Consider the following 18,452-nt stretch of genomic DNA (forward strand, 5'->3'; position numbering starts at 1 on the left):
TATACAGGAAGGGACTCACGTTATGGCTGGACAGGAACCCCTGACGCTCAGCCGTCTGAAGCAGTATCAGCCCCTCAACCGGTTGACGGATGACCAGCTGATTCTGGTGGCCAGCCGGGCCGAAAAGCGCGTCCATGCGCCGGGTCATAAAATCATGGAGCGGGGAACCCGGGACGGGCTGGATTTTTTTCTGCTGGCCGGCGCGGTTGAACTGGAATCGGCAGACGGACGAACGCTGCAGATCGACGCCCGCAGTGACAAGGCCCGGAACGTATTGGCAAGACTGCAGCCCCGCATGTACGACGTGACGGCCATCGAAGCGTGTGAGTTTCTGGTGATCAGTCAGGATGCGCTCAGCCAGATGCTGCGAGCGGCCCCCGTCAGCCACAGTCAGGAACACGAGCCGGTGGAGTTCGACGGCAACGGAGACGGGGCGAGTCAGGTGTTGATGAATTTCTACACCCAGCTTCGTGCCAACCGGCTGGAGCTTCCCAGCGTGCCGGAGGTAGCCTGGAAGATCAGGCGCATGGCCGATCAGGAGGAGGCGACGGTGGCCCAGCTTGCCCGCGCCGTGACCGCCGATCCGGCCATCGCCGCAAAACTGGTGCGCGCCGGCAACAGCCCGCTGTACCGGGGGGGAGCTGACGTGACCAATGTGCGGGAGGCGGTCATGCGGCTGGGCACGCGCGCCACCCGTCAGCTGGTGACGGTGTACTCCATGCGCGAGGTGTTTCGCAGCCGACAGCCACAATTGCAGCAGGCGATGCAGCGGCTGTGGCAGCACTCGCGGGAGGTCGCCGCGGTATCCTGGGTGCTGGCGGATCAGGTGACCGGTGTTGATCCGGAAGAGGCCTTGCTGGCGGGCTTGCTCCATGACATCGGTGCCGTCCCCGTACTGGTCCATGCCGAGCAACACATGAAACTGTTCAGGGATGACGCAAGCCTGCAACAGGCAGTGGCGGACCTGCGGGCTGACATAGGTGTGGTAGTGCTGGAGCACTGGGGATTTGCCGAGCGCTTCATTACCGCGCTTCGCCATGCGGAAAACTGGGGCTATGAAGACCGGGCGCCCTCGCCACAGCTGGTGGATGTGGTGATTGTGGCGCAGTTGCACGTGCTGATTGGCGCGAACCTCAATCGTGACTTGCCGGCGTTTGCGGATGTTCCCGCCTATCGACGGCTGGGTGAGCTTGAACTCAATGCCTCGCGCAGCCTCAAAATGCTTACCCGGGCCAGAGCACGGGTCAAAGAAATTCAGGAACTCCTGTCCATAGGCTGAAGCAACACCCGGCGGATTGGTTACAGGGTATCAGAAGCATTCCAGGGATGACGGTTTGTATTTATGAACGTACCGCTGTTTCCATTGAATTCGGTGATCTTGCCCGGGGGGAAAATTCCCCTTCAGCTTTTTGAACCACGCTATATTGACATGCTGACCCGCTGTCTCAAGGAAGACCGGGGGTTCGTGGTGGTACTGTTGCGGGAAGGGCGTGAAACCAGCAACACGGCGTTGTTTTATGACATCGGCACCTATGTTCGGGTCGCCGACTTTCATCGACTGGACAGTGGTCTGCTGGGTATTACCGTACAGGGCGAGTCGAAAGTCGCCGTCGTTAAGTGCTGGCAGCAGGCGGACGGCTTGAACGTGGGCGACGTGGAGTGTCTGATGCAGGAAGAGAGTGTCGGCATTCCGGCGGCTTACGCTGAGCTGACCGGGATACTGAGGGCCCTGTGCCGTCATCCGGTGGTCAACGATCTGGACATGGTGGTCGACTACGACGATGCCCGGGATGTGGGCTGGCGGCTGACCGAACTGCTGCCGCTGGACAAGCATGAAAAACAGCGGCTGCTTGAATTGCAGGATCCGCTGGAACGGCTGGAGCGCTTGCAGGCGCTGCTTGACGACATGGAGTGACTGGCCGGGGCCGCGGGCGTTTCCCCCCGGCTACAGCGGGCTGTAAGCGGTGAGCGCCGAGGTCCATGACCAATAGATGTAGCCAGCGGTAAACAGCACCCAGCTGACCAGCCCCACCAGAGTGAACACCTCAGCCCGCAAGGGAATCTGATCGTAGCGGCTGTAACTGGCCCGTACAACGCCGCAAATACACAACCCCAGCAAGACGCCACCAACGACATCCGTGAACCAGTGGACGCCCAGATACACCCGGCTCAGGCACACCAGTACCATGGGCAGCGTAAACACGAGATAAATCCGCCACCGCTGGCGGCGACACTTCTCCCGCGCCCAGAAGCTCGCCGCCAGGCTCAGCAATACCGTAATTCCGGCGGCATGACCACTGGGGTAGGCGCCACTGTCCGGCGGCCCGAACACGGTCTCCGGCCGGGGTATTGCAAATCCGGCCTTGAGTAGCCAGACCAGCGCCGCCGTAGCAAAGGCTGCGGCCAGCGCGTGAATTGCCGCGGCGTAATAGCCCCTGAACAGCAGCACCAGGGTGGCCATTAACGCGCCGCCAATGAGTACCGGCGGGTCGCCCAGCAAGGTTATGGTGCGCATGGCCGGGTCGGTCGCCGCGCTGCGCAACCCGGAGAACAGGGCCAAGCTGTGTTCGTTCAGCGTGGTGAGCCAGCCGGTGCTGGTCGCGATCAGCGACCAGCCCAGGAACAGGGTGCCGCAGACCAGGGCCAGAGCAAACGAGGGCAGAGGAAACTCCGCCGGGCCAGCGGGCCGCGCACTGGTAAAGGAATGCCAGAAATGCCGGCTGCGGGGGTGCCGGTCCGCCCAGCGCGATAAGCGGGTATACAGCCGGCTGTCGTTCCCCAGACCCAGCTGCAATCTGAACGCCACCAGGTACAGCAGCGCGAGTACCGCAAGGCTGATCGCCAGAGCCGGGTAGAAGTGGGCGGGCAACGTCACGTCGCTGCCGAGGGCGCTGCCCACCAGAAACCCGGGAATAATGTAGAGCGGAGCCCAGGCGATTGCCGAGACGACGTTATAGCTCAGGAATTTTTTCCACGGCATCAGCAAGGCGCCGGCAATTAACGGGATCACCGGGCGTACCGGACCGACAAAGCGTCCGATAACCACGCTGGTGCCGCCATACTTGTGGAAAAACCACTCGCCTTTTTTCAAGAAGCGCCGGATATCGGCTCAGGGGCCAGGTTTGCGGCAGCCGTCCCTGAAAACAGCGACCCAGCCAAAAACTGAGGCCGTCACCGGCAATGGCGCCAAGGGTTGCCCACAGCAAGGCCTCACTCAGGGGCATGCCGGATCTGCCCGCCAGGGCCGCAATGGCAAACAGCAGGGCCACGCCGGGGACGAGGATGCCGGCGAGCGCCAGCGATTCGATCAGCGACACCGTAAACAGGGCCAGTGCGACCCAGCCGGGCGCGCCGGCGAGCCAGTCAAGCAGGGCCTCTAGCCAAGCGGAACTCATGCCCGGATGGATGCTGCGCTGGTGAAGGCAACCGAATCGCAGCCACGGTTGCAGGCGGTGGTCAGCGCGTGTTCGGTGCGCTGGCGCAGGGTGTCCGGGTCAGTTTCGCTGGCGCCGAGAGTCGCACACCCCAGACTGGCGGAAATGTGACCCACCGAAGGCCAGCTGGCTTCGGCAATGGAGCGGCGTATGCGCTCGGCAATCACCCGCACGCCTTCCTCCGGGGTGAACGGCAACACCAGAAAGAACCGGCCATCTCCCAGAGTGTAGAGCGTGTCTCCGGCACGGATGACCCCGAACAGGTGTTGCGTTATCTCGCGGTACAGTCGCGCGCTGGCACCTTGCAGGTACAGGGGCTGGGAGTCATCCAGATGGTCGAGCGACAGTGCGATGGTCGACAGGGGGTGCCCGGTGGCCGTCGCCCGGCTGACCTCCTTTTGCAGGGTTTCGTCGAGGAAGCGGGCGTTATGCGCGCCGGTCACAGGGTCGGTAATGGCCAGATCCTGCGCCGATTGCGCCATGTGGTCGTAGTGCCACACATACAAACCGCACACCGTCAACAGGATGCAGGCCGCCACACTGACCAGCAAAGTATCAGCAGCGGAACTGGCCCCCCACAGGTGGAGGGCCAGCATCAGAATCGTCAGGGCCGAGAGCGCTGCGCCCTGGCGCAAGGGCAGCACCAGCATGTTGAGCACCAGCAGCGGCAATAACCAATGGCTGATCATGGTGGATTGCAGGGCAAACAGGGCGGTGATGGCAAGTGCATTGAGTCCGGCGAGAATAAACAGGTGGCCGCGCGCATTCAATTGCTGGCGCCGGGAGAGCAGCGTGTACCCCACACCGGCCAGCGTCAGTGCCGCCAGCGCAGAGGCCAGAAAAAAGTGGCGATACAGACCATACAGCAGGTTTTGCACCGCCAGGGTGGCGATGAACAGGGTCGCCAGCCCGTAGCCGCTCAGGTGGGTCAGGGTACGCAAGCGGGTTTCAGTCATGGTGTGGTTCCCCCGGAGTGTGGGGCGGGCGCTGCGCCAAGAGCCCAGGAGCTGTAGGATTGCACCCGGTCGCCCCCCTGTTGCTGGGCCTGCCGCAAGGCATTGGCGGCGGCTCGATGCAGGCTGTCGGCATCGTCCCCTACATTGAGGCCGGCCACGCCAGCGCTGACGGTCAGCGCGAGATGGTGGGATTGCAGCAGCGATTTCAATCCCTGTCGCAGTGAGTCCGCCGTGTGGCGGGCCTCCGCGGTGGCGACACCGGGCAGGATGATCAGGAACTGCAGGTCGGCGAGCCGGTAGTAGGTGTCGAAATCCCGCAACCGGGAATGGAGAAAACGACCGATGCGCGGCAGTATCGAACGGATATCCGCATCCGCAGCGGTGTCGCTCAGGTGGGCATCAAGGCCAAGCATCACCACGGCCATGTCGATGCCTTCCCGTTCGCTGCGTTGAATCTCTTTGTGCAGGTCGGCCGACAGGTATTCCCGGCTGGCCGCCCGGGTCAGCTCGTCGGTGCGTCGCAAGGGGGCCAGTTGCCGGGCTTTGTACTCCCGAAGAAAAATCAGGACACCGGACAAGGCGACGGTGAGTAACAGCGAACTGATGAGCTGGTGGCGTGTCGGATCGCCCGTGAGTGCTTGATTGGCGGCAATGGCCGCAGCCATGATCAGCACAGTAGTCAGCGTGGCCCACCCCCGGGGCAGTAACCCGAAAGCAATCAGTGGCAAGGCATACAGCCAGTGGCTGAGGCTGAGTGGCCCCAGCCACAGCCCCAGCACGGCAGCCAGAATCACCGCGAGCAGCAACAGCCGGTTCAGGAAAGTGCGCAGGACGCTCTGCCCGGCTGGTGCAAGGGTGTTGCTGCTCCAGATCAGCAGCGCCCCGGCGACGGCGAGGGTGGCCGGCAGCCAGGCCGCCAACAGGGTCATGTACAGGGCCAGCGCTGTCAGTGCCACACTGCTGAACCGGGCCAGCCGGCTTGGCAGGAATTGTTCGGCCTTTTGCGGCATAGTTTCCGTCCTTTGCAAGGCGTCCATCAAAATCAGCATACCGCAGCATACCCCAACCCATCTGCAGCGGTATAATAAACGCTTGGGGTGCGTACTTGAATCCGGGAAGGTAAAGTAAGCCGAATTTGGCGTCGAATACACGAATAAGGGTGTAACAATGGATATTGCAGGTTATATGGTCGAAGTCGGTGCCCAGGCGCGGCAAGCGGCCACTGCGGTGGCACGATCCACCACCGCAGTGCGCAATCAGGCGTTGCTGTGCATGGCGGACCGGCTGGATGGAGCACGGGCCGCTCTGGCGGAGGCGAACAGCAAAGACCTGGCGCAGGCCCGCTTGGACGGCATCGATGCGGCCATGCTGGACCGGCTGACACTGACACCGGCGGTGGTGGATACCATGATTGAAGGCCTGCGCCAGGTGGCGGGGCTGCCGGATCCTATTGGCGAAATCACCGACATGACCTACCGGCCATCCGGCATTCAGGTAGGTCGGATGCGGGTGCCCCTGGGGGTTGTGGGGATCATCTACGAATCCCGTCCCAATGTGACGGTTGAAGCAGCCAGCCTGTGCCTGAAGTCGGGTAACGCCACAATACTGCGCGGTGGCTCGGAATCGATCCATTCCAACCAGGCCATTGCACGGTGCATTGCCGCCGGACTGGCCGATGCCGGCTTGCCTGAGCATGCCGTACAAGTCATTAAAACCACTGACCGTGCTGCGGTGGGTGAGTTGATCACCATGCCCCAATCGGTCGATGTCATTGTGCCCCGGGGTGGCAAGAGCCTGATCGAGCGCATCAGTCGCGACGCCACGGTGCCGGTGATCAAGCATCTGGACGGTATCTGCCACGTCTATGTAGACAGTCACGCCGATCCGGACAAAGCACTGCGTGTTGTAGTCAACGCCAAAACTCATCGTTACGGAACCTGCAACACCATGGAGACCCTGCTGGTGGATGAGGAAATTGCCGGCGATATCCTGCCGTTGCTGGCCGATGCGCTGCTAGCCAAAGGGGTGGAGCTCAGGGGGTGTGCGCAAAGTCGCGGTCTGCTGCCCGAGCTGGTGCCGGCAACCGAGGCAGACTGGCAGACCGAGTACCTGGCACCCATCCTGTCGGTGCGGGTGGTGGCCGGCCTGGACGGGGCGATCGAGCATATTACCCGTTACAGTTCCCAGCATACGGACAGCATCATCACCGAAAACTACACCCGGGCCCGGCGCTTTCTGACGGAGGTGGATTCGAGCTCGGTGATGGTCAACGCCTCGACCCGGTTTGCGGATGGGTTCGAATACGGCCTGGGGGCGGAAATCGGCATCTCCACCGATAAAATACATGCCCGGGGGCCCGTCGGTCTGGAAGGGCTGACGTCGCAAAAGTATGTGGTGTTCGGTGACGGCCACATCCGTGGCTGATCGTCCATGCGGGTAGTTTACGGCGGTACCTTCGACCCGATCCATCACGGCCATCTGCGGCTGGCGATAGAGTTGCGGGAGCGCCTGGGGGTGCCGGCCGTATCGCTGGTGCCCAGTCATATCCCGCCCCACCGGGGCGCCCCCGGGGCCACCAGTGCGGACCGGCTGGCGTTATTGCACCGGGCGGTGGCGGATGAGCCCGGGCTGGTGGTGGACGACCGTGAGCTCTCCCGGGGTGGTGCCTCCTACACCGCAGATACGCTGCGCCAGTTACGACGGGAACTGGGGGCACAGGAACCCCTGGTAATGGTGTTGGGCAGTGACGCCTTTGCCGGGTTTGAGAGCTGGCGCGACTGGCAGGCCATTGCCGGATTGGCCCACGTGGTGGTGATACCCAGACCCGGTGGTGAGCTGGAGCCGCAGAGCGTGCCGGCAAGGCTGCTGGAAACCAGTCCGGCCAGGACGCTGGATGCTCTCTGGGCGGCGCCCGCGGGCGGTTTTATCTGGCTGGAGCTGCCGTTGCTGGATATCTCCGCCACCGCCATCCGCGAGCACTTGCAGCAGGGACGTTCGCCGAGGTACCTGCTGCCGGATGCGGTATTGGCAGAGATCCGTGAACGGGGGCTTTACGGTGTTCATCCGGCATGCCCCCGCAACACAAATTAGTGTTACAATCGCGCACAATATGACATAGCGGACTGGCAAAATGCCTTGCCAAACGCGCAACAGGGTGATTATGCAGGCAGAACAACTGAAAGATCTGGTGGTGAATTCACTGGAAGATGTCAAAGCAAAAGACATCAGTATTATCGATGTGCGCGAGCGCACAAGTGTCGCGGACTTTATGGTTCTGGCATCGGGTACCTCTAACCGGCACGTCCGCTCATTGGCGGATACGGTGATCGCGGAAGCAAAAGAGCGGGGCGTGCCCATGGGTAACGTGGAAGGGGCCGCCGTCAGCGACTGGATTCTGGTCGACCTGGGTGACGTGATCGTACACGTGATGATGCCGGCCACCCGCGAATTCTACGACCTGGAGCGTTTCTGGCGTGACGGGCCGGACGTGGACGAAGCCGCAGGCGGCGAATAAACGTGCGGTTGCGGCTGATCTGTGTCGGGCAGAAAATGCCCGATTGGGTCACCCGGGGGTACCAGGATTACGTGCGCCGGATGCCGCCCGAACTGCCGGTAGATCTGGTTGAAATTCCGCTGGCCCACCGGGGTAAGAACCCCGACATAAACCGGCTCCGGCAGCGTGAAGCCGAGGCGATCCTGACTGCGGCCGGCCCGCGGGACCGGGTGGTGGCGCTGGAGGTCGGCGGGCGCTCCTGGTCCACTGAGCAGCTGGCGGACCAGCTCGAACGTTGGCAGCAGGATGGCCGCGACGTCAGTTTCCTGGTGGGCGGTCCGGATGGACTGGCCCCGGAGTGCCGGGCCCGTGCCGATCAGCAGTGGTCTCTGTCGCCGCTGACCTTACCCCACCCGCTGGTTCGCATACTGCTGGTCGAACAGCTGTATCGCGCCTGGACAGTGACCCGTAACCACCCATATCACCGTGCGTAGGTAATCCTGGATGCCCTGGGGCGAGATTAAAGATACCGCAGCCGAGCGTCGCATGTTTCAGCGTCGCACCCTGGTGATGCTTGGCGTTGCGGTATTGCTTCTGGGGGTGTTGATTGGGCGCATGTATCAGTTGCAGGTCACCGAGCATGACACCTACCGGACCTTGTCCGACAAAAACCGGGTGCAGGTACAGTCTGTCCCGCCGACCCGGGGGCTGATCTACGACCGCAACGGCGTACTGCTGGCGGAAAACCGCCCGGTGTTCAGTGTCACCCTGGTGCCCGAGCGTGTGGCCGGCATGGACGCAACCCTGGAAAAACTGCAACAACTGCTGAGTATTTCCGAAGAAGACCTCGACCGTTTCCGGCGACGCTTGCGAGAACCCCGGCGTCCTTATCAGGAATTGCCCTTGCGCTACGACCTCACCGAGGGCGAGATTGCCCGGTTGGCGGTGCATCGTCACGAATTGCCCGGTGTTGAAGTGGCGGCCGAACTGGTGCGTTATTACCCCCACGGTGAACTCACCGCCCACGCCCTGGGGTACGTGGGTCGCATTAACCGCCAGGAACTGCAGCGCATCGACCCGGTGAATTACGCCGGCAGCAACTACATAGGTAAAACCGGCATAGAGGCCTTCTACGAGGAGGTCCTGCACGGCAAGGTTGGTTACCAACACGTTGAAACCAACGCCCGCGGGCGCACCCTGCGGGTGTTGGAGCGGCAAAACCCGGTGCCGGGGGAAGATCTCCAGCTGCATTTGGATATTCGTTTGCAGCAACTGGCCCATGAGCTGCTGGATGGTCGCCGCGGAGCCATTGTGGCCATTGATCCGAACACCGGCGGCTTGCTGGCGCTGGCCAGTGTACCGGGATTCGACGCCAACTTGTTCGTCACCGGCATCGGTGTGCAGGCTTACCGCGAATTGCGCGATTCCCACGACAAGCCCCTGTTCAATCGGGCGCTGGGCGGGCAGTACCCGCCGGCCTCTACCGTCAAGCCGATGATGGCGATAGCGGCGCTCGACAGCGGTGTGATCGGTCGCCACGAGACCATCTGGGACCCGGGTTATTTTCAGCTGACCAAAGGGGGGCACCGGTACCGCGACTGGAAACGCGGTGGCCATGGTTGGGTGGATCTGATCAAAGCGGTCGCAGAATCCTGTGACACTTATTTTTACGACGTGGCGGTGCGCATGGGCGTGGATGTCATACACGAGTATCTGGATCAGTTTGGTTTTGGCCGCAACGACGCGCTGGATGTGCGCGGTGCCCGCTCGGGCCTGCTGCCGTCCCCGGACTGGAAGCGGGGCGCCCACAGTCAGCCCTGGTATCCGGGGGACACGGTGAACATGGGCATCGGTCAGGGCTTTATGCTGGCCACCCCGCTGCAACTGGCCACCGCCACCGCAGTCATTGCCAACGACGGGGTGTGGCGGCAACCCCGGCTGCTGAAGGATGTGGTGGGGGACACCCCGCTGGACGAGGTATTGCCCAAAGCCACCCGGGACAATGTGATCCTGAAAAACCCGGACGACTGGAATTTTGTCACCAAATCGATGATCGAGGTCATGCATGGCCGGCGCGGCTCGGCCCGGCGGGCCTCTGTAGGGGCTTCGTACACCATGGCCGGCAAGTCGGGCACCGCCCAGGTGTTCAGCCTGGGTCAGGATGAAGAGTATAACGCCGAAGAGATAGAAGAGCGCCTGCGGGATCATGCGCTGTTTGTAGGGTTTGCGCCGGTCGTGGACCCTCAGATTGTGGTGTCGGTCATCATCGAAAATGGCGGCGGCGGCAGTTCCGCCGCGGCGCCCGTGGTCCGTGCCCTGTTTGACGCCTGGCTGGAAGGCTTTGCCGATGAGGAAACCGGGGCGGAACTCGCGGCGGCGGGCAGCGCCGGGGAGTCCTCCGGATGAGTGGCCAATCCTTCAGCCGTCCTGCCGGTCTCTGGTCGCGGCTCCATATTGATCCCCTGTTGCTGGTTCTGCTTCTGCTGCTGGTCGGCGCGGGACTGTTTGTGCTTTACAGTGGCGCCGACCGGGACCTGCAGGTGGTCAAAGCACAGGCAGTGCGCATGGGTGTCGCCTTATTGGTGATGGCGGTGTTTGCTCAGCTGGACCCTGCGGTCTATCGGCGCTGGTCGCCCTGGCTGTATATCGCCGGGCTGGTGGGGCTGATAGCCGTACTGGTGGTGGGAGTGGGGGCCAAAGGCGCCCAGCGGTGGCTTGCGCTACCCGGTTTGCCCCGGTTCCAGCCGTCCGAAATCATGAAGCTGCTGGTACCGATGATGGCCGCCTGGTTTCTGTCCCGCCGTTTCTTGCCGCCCCGGTTTTCCCATGTGGTGGTGTCTCTGGCAATCGTGCTGGTGCCCATGGTGCTGATTGTCCAGCAGCCAGATCTGGGCACCGCCCTGCTGGTGGGCACGGCGGGGCTGTTTGTGGTGTACTTTGCCGGGCTCAGCTGGAAGCTGATGGCCGCGTTTGTGGCTCTGGTGTCGGTATCCGCTCCAGCCATGTGGTTTTTTGTAATGCGGGATTATCAGAAACAGCGGGTGATGACCCTGCTGGATCCGCAAAGCGATCCCCTCGGGGCCGGCTGGAATATCATCCAGTCAAAAACCGCCATCGGTTCCGGCGGCTGGAGCGGCAAAGGCTGGTTGCAGGGTACCCAGTCCCATCTGGAGTTCCTGCCGGAGAGCCACACCGACTTTATCGTTGCGGTACTGGCTGAAGAGTTTGGTTTCGTGGGTATGTTGATGCTGCTCGGCCTGTACGCGCTGATTCTGTTGCGCTGCCTGTATATTGCGGTGTACGCCCAGGACTCGTTCGGGCGTTTGCTGGCCGGTGCGCTGACCATGACGTTTTTCATCTACATCGTCGTGAACATCGGGATGGTCAGCGGGCTGCTGCCCATCGTGGGGGTGCCGTTACCGCTGATCAGTTACGGTGGCACCTCCAGTGTGACCCTGATGGCATCCTTCGGTATATTGATGTCCATTCACGCTCACCGACGGATGATCGTGGCCTGAGCGCCGGCCCTCCGGGAGCATGGAGGTTGGGTAATGTTCGGCGGTGCACCGGCATGCTAACCTGAGCCGCCGTCAGGCAGTGCAGTGGTGCCACCGGCCAATCGAAAAATTTCCAGACGATGACGCTTTGTTGAATTTTGTACAGGTAACTGACCCCGTGAACACAATCACATTCCCATACCGGCCCACGCTGCTGCTGACCCTGCTGCTGGTGCTGGCCGGGTGCGCCACGGGGCCGGAGCGGCCCCCGGCAGGGCCCGATCACTCCTCCCGCTACACCATCAGTCAGGATCGCGCTCCGTCGGGCTCGGTCGATGTGTCCCGGCTGGAGGATGCGGTGCCACGGTATGAGCCCTACCGCACCGCAGGCAACAAATCACCCTATACGGTGTGGGGCAAGCAGTACACGGTGATGGCGAGTGCAGACGGCTACCTGCAACGGGGCACCGCCAGCTGGTATGGCGAGAAATTTCATGGCCATAAAACGTCGAATGGCGAAATCTTTGACATGTATACCATGACCGCCGCCCACAAAAACCTGCCCATACCCAGTTACGCCCGGGTAACCAATCTGGAAAATGGCCGGTCCGTGGTTGTCCGGGTCAATGACCGGGGCCCCTTCCACGGGGACCGGCTCATCGATCTGTCCTACGCGGCCGCGAAAAAACTGGGCTATCACAATAAAGGTACCGCAACCGTCGAAGTTGCGGCCATTACGGTAACGCCGGATGGCCGCATGACGGTGGCGGGTGAGCCGGTTGGTCCGGTTGGACCGGCTGGTGATGCCCCCGCGGCTGGGGGCACCAATCATTCGGTGTTTGTTCAGGTGGGCTCGTTCACCGCCGCCGCCGCCGCGCACACCCTGTCCGCGCAAACCCGGACGCTGGTGTCGTCCAAGGTACGGGTGAAAACTGTTGATACCGATGCGGGGCGGTTCCACCGGGTGCAGGTGGGGCCGTTTGCGAACACCGTGGAAGCGGCGCGGGCGCAACAGCAGCTGGAAAAGGGCGGGGTGGCGGGATCCATCCTGCTGACTGACACGCACTGAAATCCCGAAGGGTCGTTTCCTGCGGAGGCAGACCGCCCCCGGGTTTCGCACTGTAAACTCAAACTGAAAAAAGTGGATCCATGGCTATCACTTCTGTAATCCGTTCCCTGTTTGTTGTCCTCCTTGTGGCCGTGGTGCCTGCGGTGAGCAGCGCTGCGTCCGCACCGTTGATTCCGGCGCCGCCCCAGATCGGCGCCAGCTCGTACATTCTCATCGACCCGCTGAGCGGCAGCGTGCTGATGGAAAACAACAGCCATGAGCGCCTGCCGCCGGCCAGTCTGACCAAGATGATGACCGCCTATATCGTCGAGCGGGAGCTGCACGAAGGCCGCATTGCCATGACCGATATGGTGCCGATCAGTGTGAAGGCCTGGCAGACCAAAGGCTCCCGTACCTTCGTGCGCGAGGGCACCCAGGTGTCGGTGGCCGACCTGCTCCGGGGGGTGATTATCCAGTCGGGCAATGACGCCTCGGTGGCCCTGGCCGAATTCATTGCCGGCAGCGAGGAAGCCTTCACCGACATCATGAACCAGCAAGCGCAGTTGCTGGGAATGAAGAATACCCATTTTTTGAATGCCACCGGATTGCCAGCACCGGAGCACTACTCAACTGCTTACGATCTGGCCCTTCTGGCGCAGGCAATCATCAACGACTACCCTGAAAATTACCCCATATACGCCGAGAAGCACTTTACCTACAACAATATCCGGCAGCCCAACCGCAACACCCTGTTGTGGCGTGATCCGAGTGTGGACGGCCTCAAAACCGGACACACCGAGGAGGCCGGTTACTGCCTGGCGGCGTCGGCCAAGCGGGACAACACCCGCTTCATTGGCGTGGTGATGGGTACCTCCAGCCCGTCGGCGCGGGCGCAGGAGATCCAGAAAATGCTGAACTACGGGTTCCGCTACTATGAATCCGAGCGGCTGTTTTCTGCGGGCCAGCAGTTGCTCGACAGCAGAGTCTGGGGCGGTGAGGCGGATCAGCTTGCTCTGGGCGTAAACGAGGCCGTGCACGTCACCATTCCACGGGGTTCAAAAGGCGCGCTGGAGACCATCGTGGACGTTGACACCGTCATCAAAGCACCGGTGGCAGCGGGTGACGAACTGGGTCGCGTACGCGTGGTGCTGAATGGTGAAACGGTGCTCAGTCAGCCCGTTCTTGCACTGGAAAGCATCCCCGAGGGCGGCTTCTTCAAGCGTCTCTGGGATTCGGTCAAGTTGTTCTTTGTCAATCTGCTTTCTTGATTTCCGGCCGTATTGAAAAAGGTGGTTGATTATGGCTGAACCCAAAGCCCCGAAAATTGAATTTCCCTGTTCCTACACCATCAAGGTGATTGGCAACGCGGCCCCGGATTTTAAAGAATTTGTGGTGAAAGTCGTCGGTCGTCATGCCCCGGAACTGACCGACGCCGACGTATCGGTACACGACAGTCGTAACGGCCGGTTTACCTCAGTGCGGCTCACCATCGTGGCGACGGGGGAGCCCCAGCTGAAGGCGTTGTTTGAAGAACTCAAGGCCAGCGGCCGGATTCATATGGTGCTGTAAGCCGATGACTGACCTGATCGTGCGCACACTGGGGATGCAACCCTACCGCGAAGTCTGGGAGGCGATGCAGTCGTTCACCGCGCAGCGGGATGCCACCACGGTGGACGAACTCTGGTGTCTGCAGCACCCCCGGGTGTATACCCAGGGGCAGGCGGGCAAGGCCGAGCATATCCTCGCGCCCGGCGACATACCGGTGGTCGAGGTGGATCGCGGTGGCCAGGTTACCTATCACGGTCCGGGGCAGCTGGTGGTCTACGTCCTGCTGGACCTCAGCCGCTCGAAACTGGGCGTCCGTTCCCTGGTGGAGCAGATTGAACTCAGCATCATCAGCTGTCTGGCGGAGCTGGGGATTACGGCCGCCGCCCGTCGTGACGCACCGGGCGTTTATGTGGGCGACGCAAAAATCGCGTCGCTGGGGCTGCGGGTCCGGCGCGGGTGTTCCTTTCACGGACTGGCACTGAACGTGGACATGGACATGGCCCCCTTCAGTCGCATCAACCCCTGTGGCTACGCCGGCCTGCAAATGTGCCAGATCGCCGACTTTATCGGCGGAGTGACGCTCGAGCAGGTGACCGCGTTATTGGCCGCAGCCTTAACCCGGACACTTGGCTATGCACAGGTGCGCCGGGTGTCGGGCTGGGGTTGACGGAATCGCCGCCTGCGTCACCGCCTGCCTTTAACGCCACCCCCGCATAGGCTATTGTTAACCACAATTCTCTTTGTTTCTGGAGTTGGGCAGGGCTTATGGCATCCAAACGCCGAAAACATTCGGTGGCTCGTATTAAAACCGGAAGTTTCGAACGGCGCTTGACCCTTACCCGTGCCGGACTGTTTGCGGGCACCCGGATGGCCACCCATATGGCCACCAACTGGCTGGGGGGCAAAGATACCCGGGACACGCGCCATCGGGCGATGCTGTCCAGCCAGGCGGAATTCCTGGTTGAGGAATTGGGCAAACTGAAGGGCAGCGTGGTCAAAATCGGCCAGGTCATGGCGTTGTATGGCGAGCACTTCCTGCCAGAAGAAGTCACTGCAGCCTTGCATACGCTGGAAGACCAGACCACCTCGCTGGAGTGGCAAGCCATTCGCAAGGTACTGGCGGCAGAACTGGGTGCCGGCCCCCTGGCGGAACTGGAAGTCGATCCCGAGCCAATCGGTGCAGCCTCACTGGGCCAGGTGCACCGGGCGCGACGCAAAAGCGACGGCCTGGAACTGGTGTTGAAGGTTCAGTATCCCGGTGTGGACGAAGCGGTCGACAGCGACCTTAATGCCGTCGCCCAGTTGTTGAAAGTGGCGCGCCTGGTGTCTTTGGGCCCGGAGTTCAACGACTGGCTGGAAGAAGTCCGGGAAATGATGCACCGGGAGGTAGATTACCGGCTGGAAGCCAAAACCACCGAGCGATTTCGCCTGCTGTTGCAGGACGATCCGCGTTTTGTGGTGCCGCGGGTGCTGCCGGAATATTCCACTGCCCATGTCATTGCCTCCACCTTCGAGGCGGGGCATTCGCTGGGTGCGTCGGCGGTGAAAGCTTTGCCGCAGGCCCGCCGCAACGCCCTGGGCAAGGCTGCGCTGGGGTTGTTTTTTAGGGAACTGTTTGTCTGGGGCGAAATCCAGACCGACCCCAACTTTGGCAATTACCGTATCCGCATTGCCGGCGACGACGGCTCAGATACCGGTCACGACCAGATCGTGCTGCTGGATTTCGGAGCGGTGCAGCGGTATCCCGAGTCTTTTCTTAAACCGGTGATTGCGATGATCCGGGCCGCCTATGAGCGGGATCTGGACGGTGTTATTGAGGGGGGGGTGCAGCTGCGCTTTATGAGCCGGGACTGGCCCGAAGAGGTGCTGTACACCTTTGCCCGCGTGTGCACCTCGGTGTTGGAGCCCCTGGCGGCTGACGATCGCGACTGGCCGCCCGAGGCGGTCAACGCGCAGGGCCTGTACCGATGGAAGCAGAGCGATCTGCCCTCGCGGGTGGCCCGGGAGGCGGCCCGGGAGGCCATCAGCCGTTATTTCAAGATACCGCCCAAGGAGTTTGTGTTTCTCAACCGCAAGTTGATCGGGGTGTACACCTTTATTGCCGTGCTGGGGGCCGAGTTCAATGGCGAGGCGCTGCTGCGTCAGCATCTTTTTCCGGCCGATCCGTCAGCCGGGGAAGGTAAACGGGCCTGAGGTGGCCCCCAGCACCACGCCGATGACCAGCGCATAGCGAATGCTTTTGCCCACCGCCACGAGCACCACAAAATTCAGCCAGGGCACCCGCATGATGCCCGCAATCAGGGTCAGGGGGTCGCCGATGATGGGCAGCCAGGCAAACAGTAACGACCATTGGCCGTGACGGATAAAGCGCGCCCGCGCCCGTTCGAGCTGACGCTCGCTGACCGGGAACCAGCGCTTTTCTTTAAAACGGTCCACCTGCCGGCCAATTACACCATTGACCACCGAACCCAGGGTGTTGCCCAAAGTGGCCCAGAACCACAGCCAGCCGAGCGCATAGTTTTGGGTGACCAGTGTGCCCAGCAAGACTTCGGAATAGGCGGGCAGAATGGTTGCCGCCAGAAAGGCACTGACAAAGAGACTTGCATAAGACACGGTTAAGCTCATTTGGGGGCAGAAACTATGGAAAACCAGTCCCGCCTGCCGGTTAGGGGGAGTGGGGTGTCGACAGGATGATGCCGTGCTTGCACGCATTAAGCCAGCGAAGCGCACGATGCGCGCTGCTGGCTATCAATTCTGGCTATGGGGGTGATGCACAGTCTTCAGTGTTCACACGCCTGCCGATCTGGCACCATGGTCAGCTAACAGACGTCTATTAACGGTAACAATTTGGGAGGAATTTATGGAACGCGTTACCATTTTTGGTCGTGCCGGTTGTGGGTTTTGCACCAGAGCGCGCGAGCTGTGCGAAATCAAGGGATTCAAGTTCCGTTACGTCGATATTATCGAAGAAGGGATCAGTCAGGCAGATCTGGAAAAGACCGTCGGCAAGCCGGTTGAAACCGTCCCTCAGATTTTCATCGGGCAGAAGCACATCGGCGGGTTTGACCAGTTTTCCAGTTTCGTCACCGAGATGGAAAACGCTGCTGCTAACTGATGGATGCCGCCGCAAGGTTGTCATCGACAAAAAAGGCGCTCAAATGAGCGCCTTTTTAATGCCGGATGAGACTGGGTGATCAGATCTCGAACTCAGTCTTCAGTTTCTTCGGTACCAGTACTTTATTGAGCTTGGCAACCCGTGGCAGGCCATTGTCGAACGGAGGAAAATCTTCCCCGGCGATCAGTGGCAGCAGGTAATCGCGGCAATCCTGAGTAATGCCGTAGCCATCGTCCGTGATGTAGTGGATCGGCATTTTCTTTTCCTGGTTGGCCACTTCGCTCAGAGGCGCTTCGCCAATACTCCAGCGGTAGGGCTTGTCCTGCTCGCGCACGATGATCGGCATGACCGCCTGTTTACCCGCCAGCGCCATTTCAACCGCGGCCTTGCCAACGGTGTAGGCTTGCTCGACATCGGTGCCCGAAGCAATGTGACGCGCGGCGCGCTGCAGATAATCCGCCACCGCCCAGTGGTACTTGTGACCCAGTGCCTGACGCACCATGTTGGCCAGGGCCGGCGCCACGCCGCCCAGCTGGGTGTGACCAAAGGCGTCTTTGGCACCGGCATCGGCAACGAAACGGCCGTCTTCGTACTGCGCACCTTCAGACGCCACAACCACGCAATAGCCATAGTCTTTCACGCACTGATCAACCCGTTCCAGGAAACTGTCACGGTTGAACGGAATCTCCGGGAACAGAATGATGTGGGGCGGTTCCCCTTCGCCCTGGCCCGCCAGTCCGCCGGAGGCAGCGATCCAGCCAGCGTGGCGGCCCATCACTTCCAGAATGAATACCTTGGTGGACGACTCGCACATGGACTGAATGTCCAGACTCGCTTCCTGGGTTGAAGTGGCGATGTACTTGGCCACGGATCCAAAGCCCGGGCTGCAGTCACTGAACGGCAAGTCGTTATCCACGGTTTTGGGAACCCCGATGCAGGTGATCGGGTAGCCCATCCGGTCGCCCAGCTGAGAGATTTTGTAGGCGGTATCCTGGGAGTCCCCCCCGCCGTTGTAGAAGAAATAGCCGATGTTGTGGGCGCGAAACACCTCGATCAGGCGCTCGTATTCGCGTTTGTTTTCGTCCAGGTTCTTGAGCTTGTAGCGGCAGGAGCCGAAAGCGCCCGCAGGCGTGTGCAGCAACTCTGCGATGGTTTCATCGGATTCGAGGCTGGTGTCGTACAGTTCTTCGCGTAACGCACCGATGATGCCGTTACGTGCCGCGTACACGGTTCCGATTTTGTCGGAGTGCTTGCGTGCAGTCTGAATGACACCGGCTGCACTGGCATTGATAACGGCGGTAACACCGCCAGATTGTGCGTACAACGCGTTTTTGATGGCCATCTTGGGTTGCGGTCTCCTA

General features: G+C 61.4%; 20 protein-coding genes. 15 read left to right on the top strand and 5 right to left on the bottom strand.

What is annotated here, in order from left to right:
• Positions 1 to 22: 22 nt before the first annotated feature.
• Complete coding sequence (locus BG841_RS09830) at positions 23 to 1,279, top strand: HDOD domain-containing protein (protein ID WP_070057493.1); 1,257 nt, start codon at positions 23 to 25, stop codon at positions 1,277 to 1,279.
• A gap of 63 nt (positions 1,280 to 1,342) precedes the next feature.
• On the top strand, positions 1,343 to 1,915 hold the full coding sequence (locus BG841_RS09835; RefSeq protein WP_070057494.1) for an LON peptidase substrate-binding domain-containing protein: 573 nt from the start codon (positions 1,343 to 1,345) through the stop codon (positions 1,913 to 1,915).
• Between the two features lie 30 nt (positions 1,916 to 1,945).
• Here the strand turns inward: BG841_RS09835 and BG841_RS09840 are convergent, their stop codons facing one another.
• Positions 1,946 to 3,091: a bifunctional DedA family/phosphatase PAP2 family protein gene (locus BG841_RS09840; RefSeq protein ID WP_322853369.1), complete on the bottom strand. Its 1,146-nt coding sequence runs from the start codon at positions 3,089 to 3,091 to the stop codon at positions 1,946 to 1,948.
• A 31-nt stretch (positions 3,092 to 3,122) separates the two neighbouring features.
• On the opposite strand from BG841_RS09840, the gene BG841_RS17610 reads away from it, so the two are divergent.
• Positions 3,123 to 3,380, top strand: coding sequence for a hypothetical protein (locus BG841_RS17610; RefSeq protein WP_322853370.1), 258 nt, complete (start codon positions 3,123 to 3,125; stop codon positions 3,378 to 3,380).
• An 11-nt stretch (positions 3,381 to 3,391) separates the two neighbouring features.
• On the opposite strand, the gene BG841_RS09845 is transcribed toward BG841_RS17610, so the two are convergent.
• Together BG841_RS09845 and BG841_RS09850 are read right to left on the bottom strand one after the other, a co-directional pair.
• On the bottom strand, positions 3,392 to 4,390 hold the full coding sequence (locus BG841_RS09845) for a GGDEF domain-containing protein (RefSeq protein ID WP_070057495.1): 999 nt from the start codon (positions 4,388 to 4,390) through the stop codon (positions 3,392 to 3,394).
• On the bottom strand, positions 4,387 to 5,400 hold the full coding sequence (locus BG841_RS09850; RefSeq protein WP_070057496.1) for a GGDEF domain-containing protein: 1,014 nt from the start codon (positions 5,398 to 5,400) through the stop codon (positions 4,387 to 4,389). The genes BG841_RS09845 and BG841_RS09850 overlap by 4 nt, the downstream gene beginning before the upstream one ends.
• 157 nt (positions 5,401 to 5,557) lie before the next feature.
• On the opposite strand from BG841_RS09850, the gene BG841_RS09855 reads away from it, so the two are divergent.
• From BG841_RS09855 to BG841_RS09905, 11 genes are all read left to right on the top strand, one after another.
• A complete protein-coding gene (locus BG841_RS09855; RefSeq protein WP_070057497.1) occupies positions 5,558 to 6,814 on the top strand; it encodes a glutamate-5-semialdehyde dehydrogenase in 1,257 nt (418 codons plus the stop codon).
• Between the two features lie 6 nt (positions 6,815 to 6,820).
• Entirely contained in the window at positions 6,821 to 7,480 is a 660-nt protein-coding gene (nadD, locus tag BG841_RS09860; protein WP_070057498.1) for a nicotinate-nucleotide adenylyltransferase, read from the top strand.
• Positions 7,481 to 7,550: 70 nt separating this feature from the next.
• Complete coding sequence (gene rsfS, locus BG841_RS09865) at positions 7,551 to 7,904, top strand: ribosome silencing factor (RefSeq protein ID WP_070057499.1); 354 nt, start codon at positions 7,551 to 7,553, stop codon at positions 7,902 to 7,904.
• A 2-nt stretch (positions 7,905 to 7,906) separates the two neighbouring features.
• Positions 7,907 to 8,377 carry a 23S rRNA (pseudouridine(1915)-N(3))-methyltransferase RlmH gene (gene rlmH / locus BG841_RS09870; protein WP_070057500.1) on the top strand — a complete coding sequence of 157 codons (471 nt, stop codon included), beginning with the start codon at positions 7,907 to 7,909 and terminating at the stop codon, positions 8,375 to 8,377.
• A 10-nt stretch (positions 8,378 to 8,387) separates the two neighbouring features.
• Positions 8,388 to 10,289, top strand: a complete 1,902-nt coding sequence (mrdA, locus tag BG841_RS09875) for a penicillin-binding protein 2 (protein ID WP_070057501.1) — start codon at positions 8,388 to 8,390, stop codon at positions 10,287 to 10,289.
• Entirely contained in the window at positions 10,286 to 11,401 is a 1,116-nt protein-coding gene (gene rodA, locus BG841_RS09880) for a rod shape-determining protein RodA (protein ID WP_070057502.1), read from the top strand. The genes mrdA and rodA overlap by 4 nt, the downstream gene beginning before the upstream one ends.
• Positions 11,402 to 11,558: 157 nt before the next feature.
• Positions 11,559 to 12,449 carry a septal ring lytic transglycosylase RlpA family protein gene (locus tag BG841_RS09885; protein ID WP_228141637.1) on the top strand — a complete coding sequence of 297 codons (891 nt, stop codon included), beginning with the start codon at positions 11,559 to 11,561 and terminating at the stop codon, positions 12,447 to 12,449.
• An 80-nt stretch (positions 12,450 to 12,529) separates the two neighbouring features.
• Positions 12,530 to 13,696 carry a D-alanyl-D-alanine carboxypeptidase family protein gene (locus tag BG841_RS09890; RefSeq protein WP_070057503.1) on the top strand — a complete coding sequence of 389 codons (1,167 nt, stop codon included), beginning with the start codon at positions 12,530 to 12,532 and terminating at the stop codon, positions 13,694 to 13,696.
• A gap of 31 nt (positions 13,697 to 13,727) precedes the next feature.
• Positions 13,728 to 13,997, top strand: coding sequence for a YbeD family protein (locus BG841_RS09895; protein WP_070057504.1), 270 nt, complete (start codon positions 13,728 to 13,730; stop codon positions 13,995 to 13,997).
• Positions 13,998 to 14,001: 4 nt separating this feature from the next.
• Positions 14,002 to 14,643, top strand: coding sequence for a lipoyl(octanoyl) transferase LipB (gene lipB, locus BG841_RS09900; protein ID WP_070057505.1), 642 nt, complete (start codon positions 14,002 to 14,004; stop codon positions 14,641 to 14,643).
• A gap of 98 nt (positions 14,644 to 14,741) precedes the next feature.
• Positions 14,742 to 16,169 carry an ABC1 kinase family protein gene (locus BG841_RS09905; protein WP_070057506.1) on the top strand — a complete coding sequence of 476 codons (1,428 nt, stop codon included), beginning with the start codon at positions 14,742 to 14,744 and terminating at the stop codon, positions 16,167 to 16,169.
• Here the strand turns inward: BG841_RS09905 and BG841_RS09910 are convergent.
• Entirely contained in the window at positions 16,143 to 16,589 is a 447-nt protein-coding gene (locus tag BG841_RS09910) for a YqaA family protein (protein WP_070058777.1), read from the bottom strand. The two genes, BG841_RS09905 and BG841_RS09910, sit on opposite strands and share 27 nt — an antisense overlap.
• A 247-nt stretch (positions 16,590 to 16,836) precedes the next feature.
• Between BG841_RS09910 and BG841_RS09915 the strand changes: the two genes are divergently transcribed.
• Positions 16,837 to 17,091 carry a GrxA family glutaredoxin gene (locus tag BG841_RS09915; protein ID WP_070057507.1) on the top strand — a complete coding sequence of 85 codons (255 nt, stop codon included), beginning with the start codon at positions 16,837 to 16,839 and terminating at the stop codon, positions 17,089 to 17,091.
• A gap of 79 nt (positions 17,092 to 17,170) precedes the next feature.
• Here the strand turns inward: BG841_RS09915 and BG841_RS09920 are convergent, their stop codons facing one another.
• A complete protein-coding gene (locus tag BG841_RS09920; RefSeq protein ID WP_070057508.1) occupies positions 17,171 to 18,433 on the bottom strand; it encodes a 6-phosphofructokinase in 1,263 nt (420 codons plus the stop codon).
• Positions 18,434 to 18,452 lie beyond the last annotated feature (19 nt).

The sequence above is a fragment of the Marinobacter sp. X15-166B genome (genome assembly GCF_001752365.1).
In the GTDB taxonomy this organism is placed as follows: Bacteria; Pseudomonadota; Gammaproteobacteria; order Pseudomonadales; family Oleiphilaceae; genus Marinobacter.

Bases quoted from the DNA above. Each gene is read 5' to 3' on its own strand.
- rodA (WP_070057502.1), top strand. From the start codon at position 10,286: ATGAGTGGCCAATCCTTCAGCCGTCCTGCCGGTCTCTGGTCGCGGCTC.
- nadD (WP_070057498.1), top strand. From the start codon at position 6,821: ATGCGGGTAGTTTACGGCGGTACCTTCGACCCGATCCATCACGGCCAT.
- mrdA (WP_070057501.1), top strand. From the start codon at position 8,388: ATGCCCTGGGGCGAGATTAAAGATACCGCAGCCGAGCGTCGCATGTTT.
- BG841_RS09830 (WP_070057493.1), top strand. From the start codon at position 23: ATGGCTGGACAGGAACCCCTGACGCTCAGCCGTCTGAAGCAGTATCAG.
- rsfS (WP_070057499.1), top strand. From the start codon at position 7,551: ATGCAGGCAGAACAACTGAAAGATCTGGTGGTGAATTCACTGGAAGAT.
- BG841_RS09850 (WP_070057496.1), bottom strand. From the start codon at position 5,400: ATGCCGCAAAAGGCCGAACAATTCCTGCCAAGCCGGCTGGCCCGGTTC.
- BG841_RS09920 (WP_070057508.1), bottom strand. From the start codon at position 18,433: ATGGCCATCAAAAACGCGTTGTACGCACAATCTGGCGGTGTTACCGCC.
- BG841_RS09845 (WP_070057495.1), bottom strand. From the start codon at position 4,390: ATGACTGAAACCCGCTTGCGTACCCTGACCCACCTGAGCGGCTACGGG.
- lipB (WP_070057505.1), top strand. From the start codon at position 14,002: ATGACTGACCTGATCGTGCGCACACTGGGGATGCAACCCTACCGCGAA.
- BG841_RS09835 (WP_070057494.1), top strand. From the start codon at position 1,343: ATGAACGTACCGCTGTTTCCATTGAATTCGGTGATCTTGCCCGGGGGG.
- BG841_RS09905 (WP_070057506.1), top strand. From the start codon at position 14,742: ATGGCATCCAAACGCCGAAAACATTCGGTGGCTCGTATTAAAACCGGA.
- BG841_RS09915 (WP_070057507.1), top strand. From the start codon at position 16,837: ATGGAACGCGTTACCATTTTTGGTCGTGCCGGTTGTGGGTTTTGCACC.
- BG841_RS09890 (WP_070057503.1), top strand. From the start codon at position 12,530: ATGGCTATCACTTCTGTAATCCGTTCCCTGTTTGTTGTCCTCCTTGTG.
- BG841_RS09895 (WP_070057504.1), top strand. From the start codon at position 13,728: ATGGCTGAACCCAAAGCCCCGAAAATTGAATTTCCCTGTTCCTACACC.
- BG841_RS09855 (WP_070057497.1), top strand. From the start codon at position 5,558: ATGGATATTGCAGGTTATATGGTCGAAGTCGGTGCCCAGGCGCGGCAA.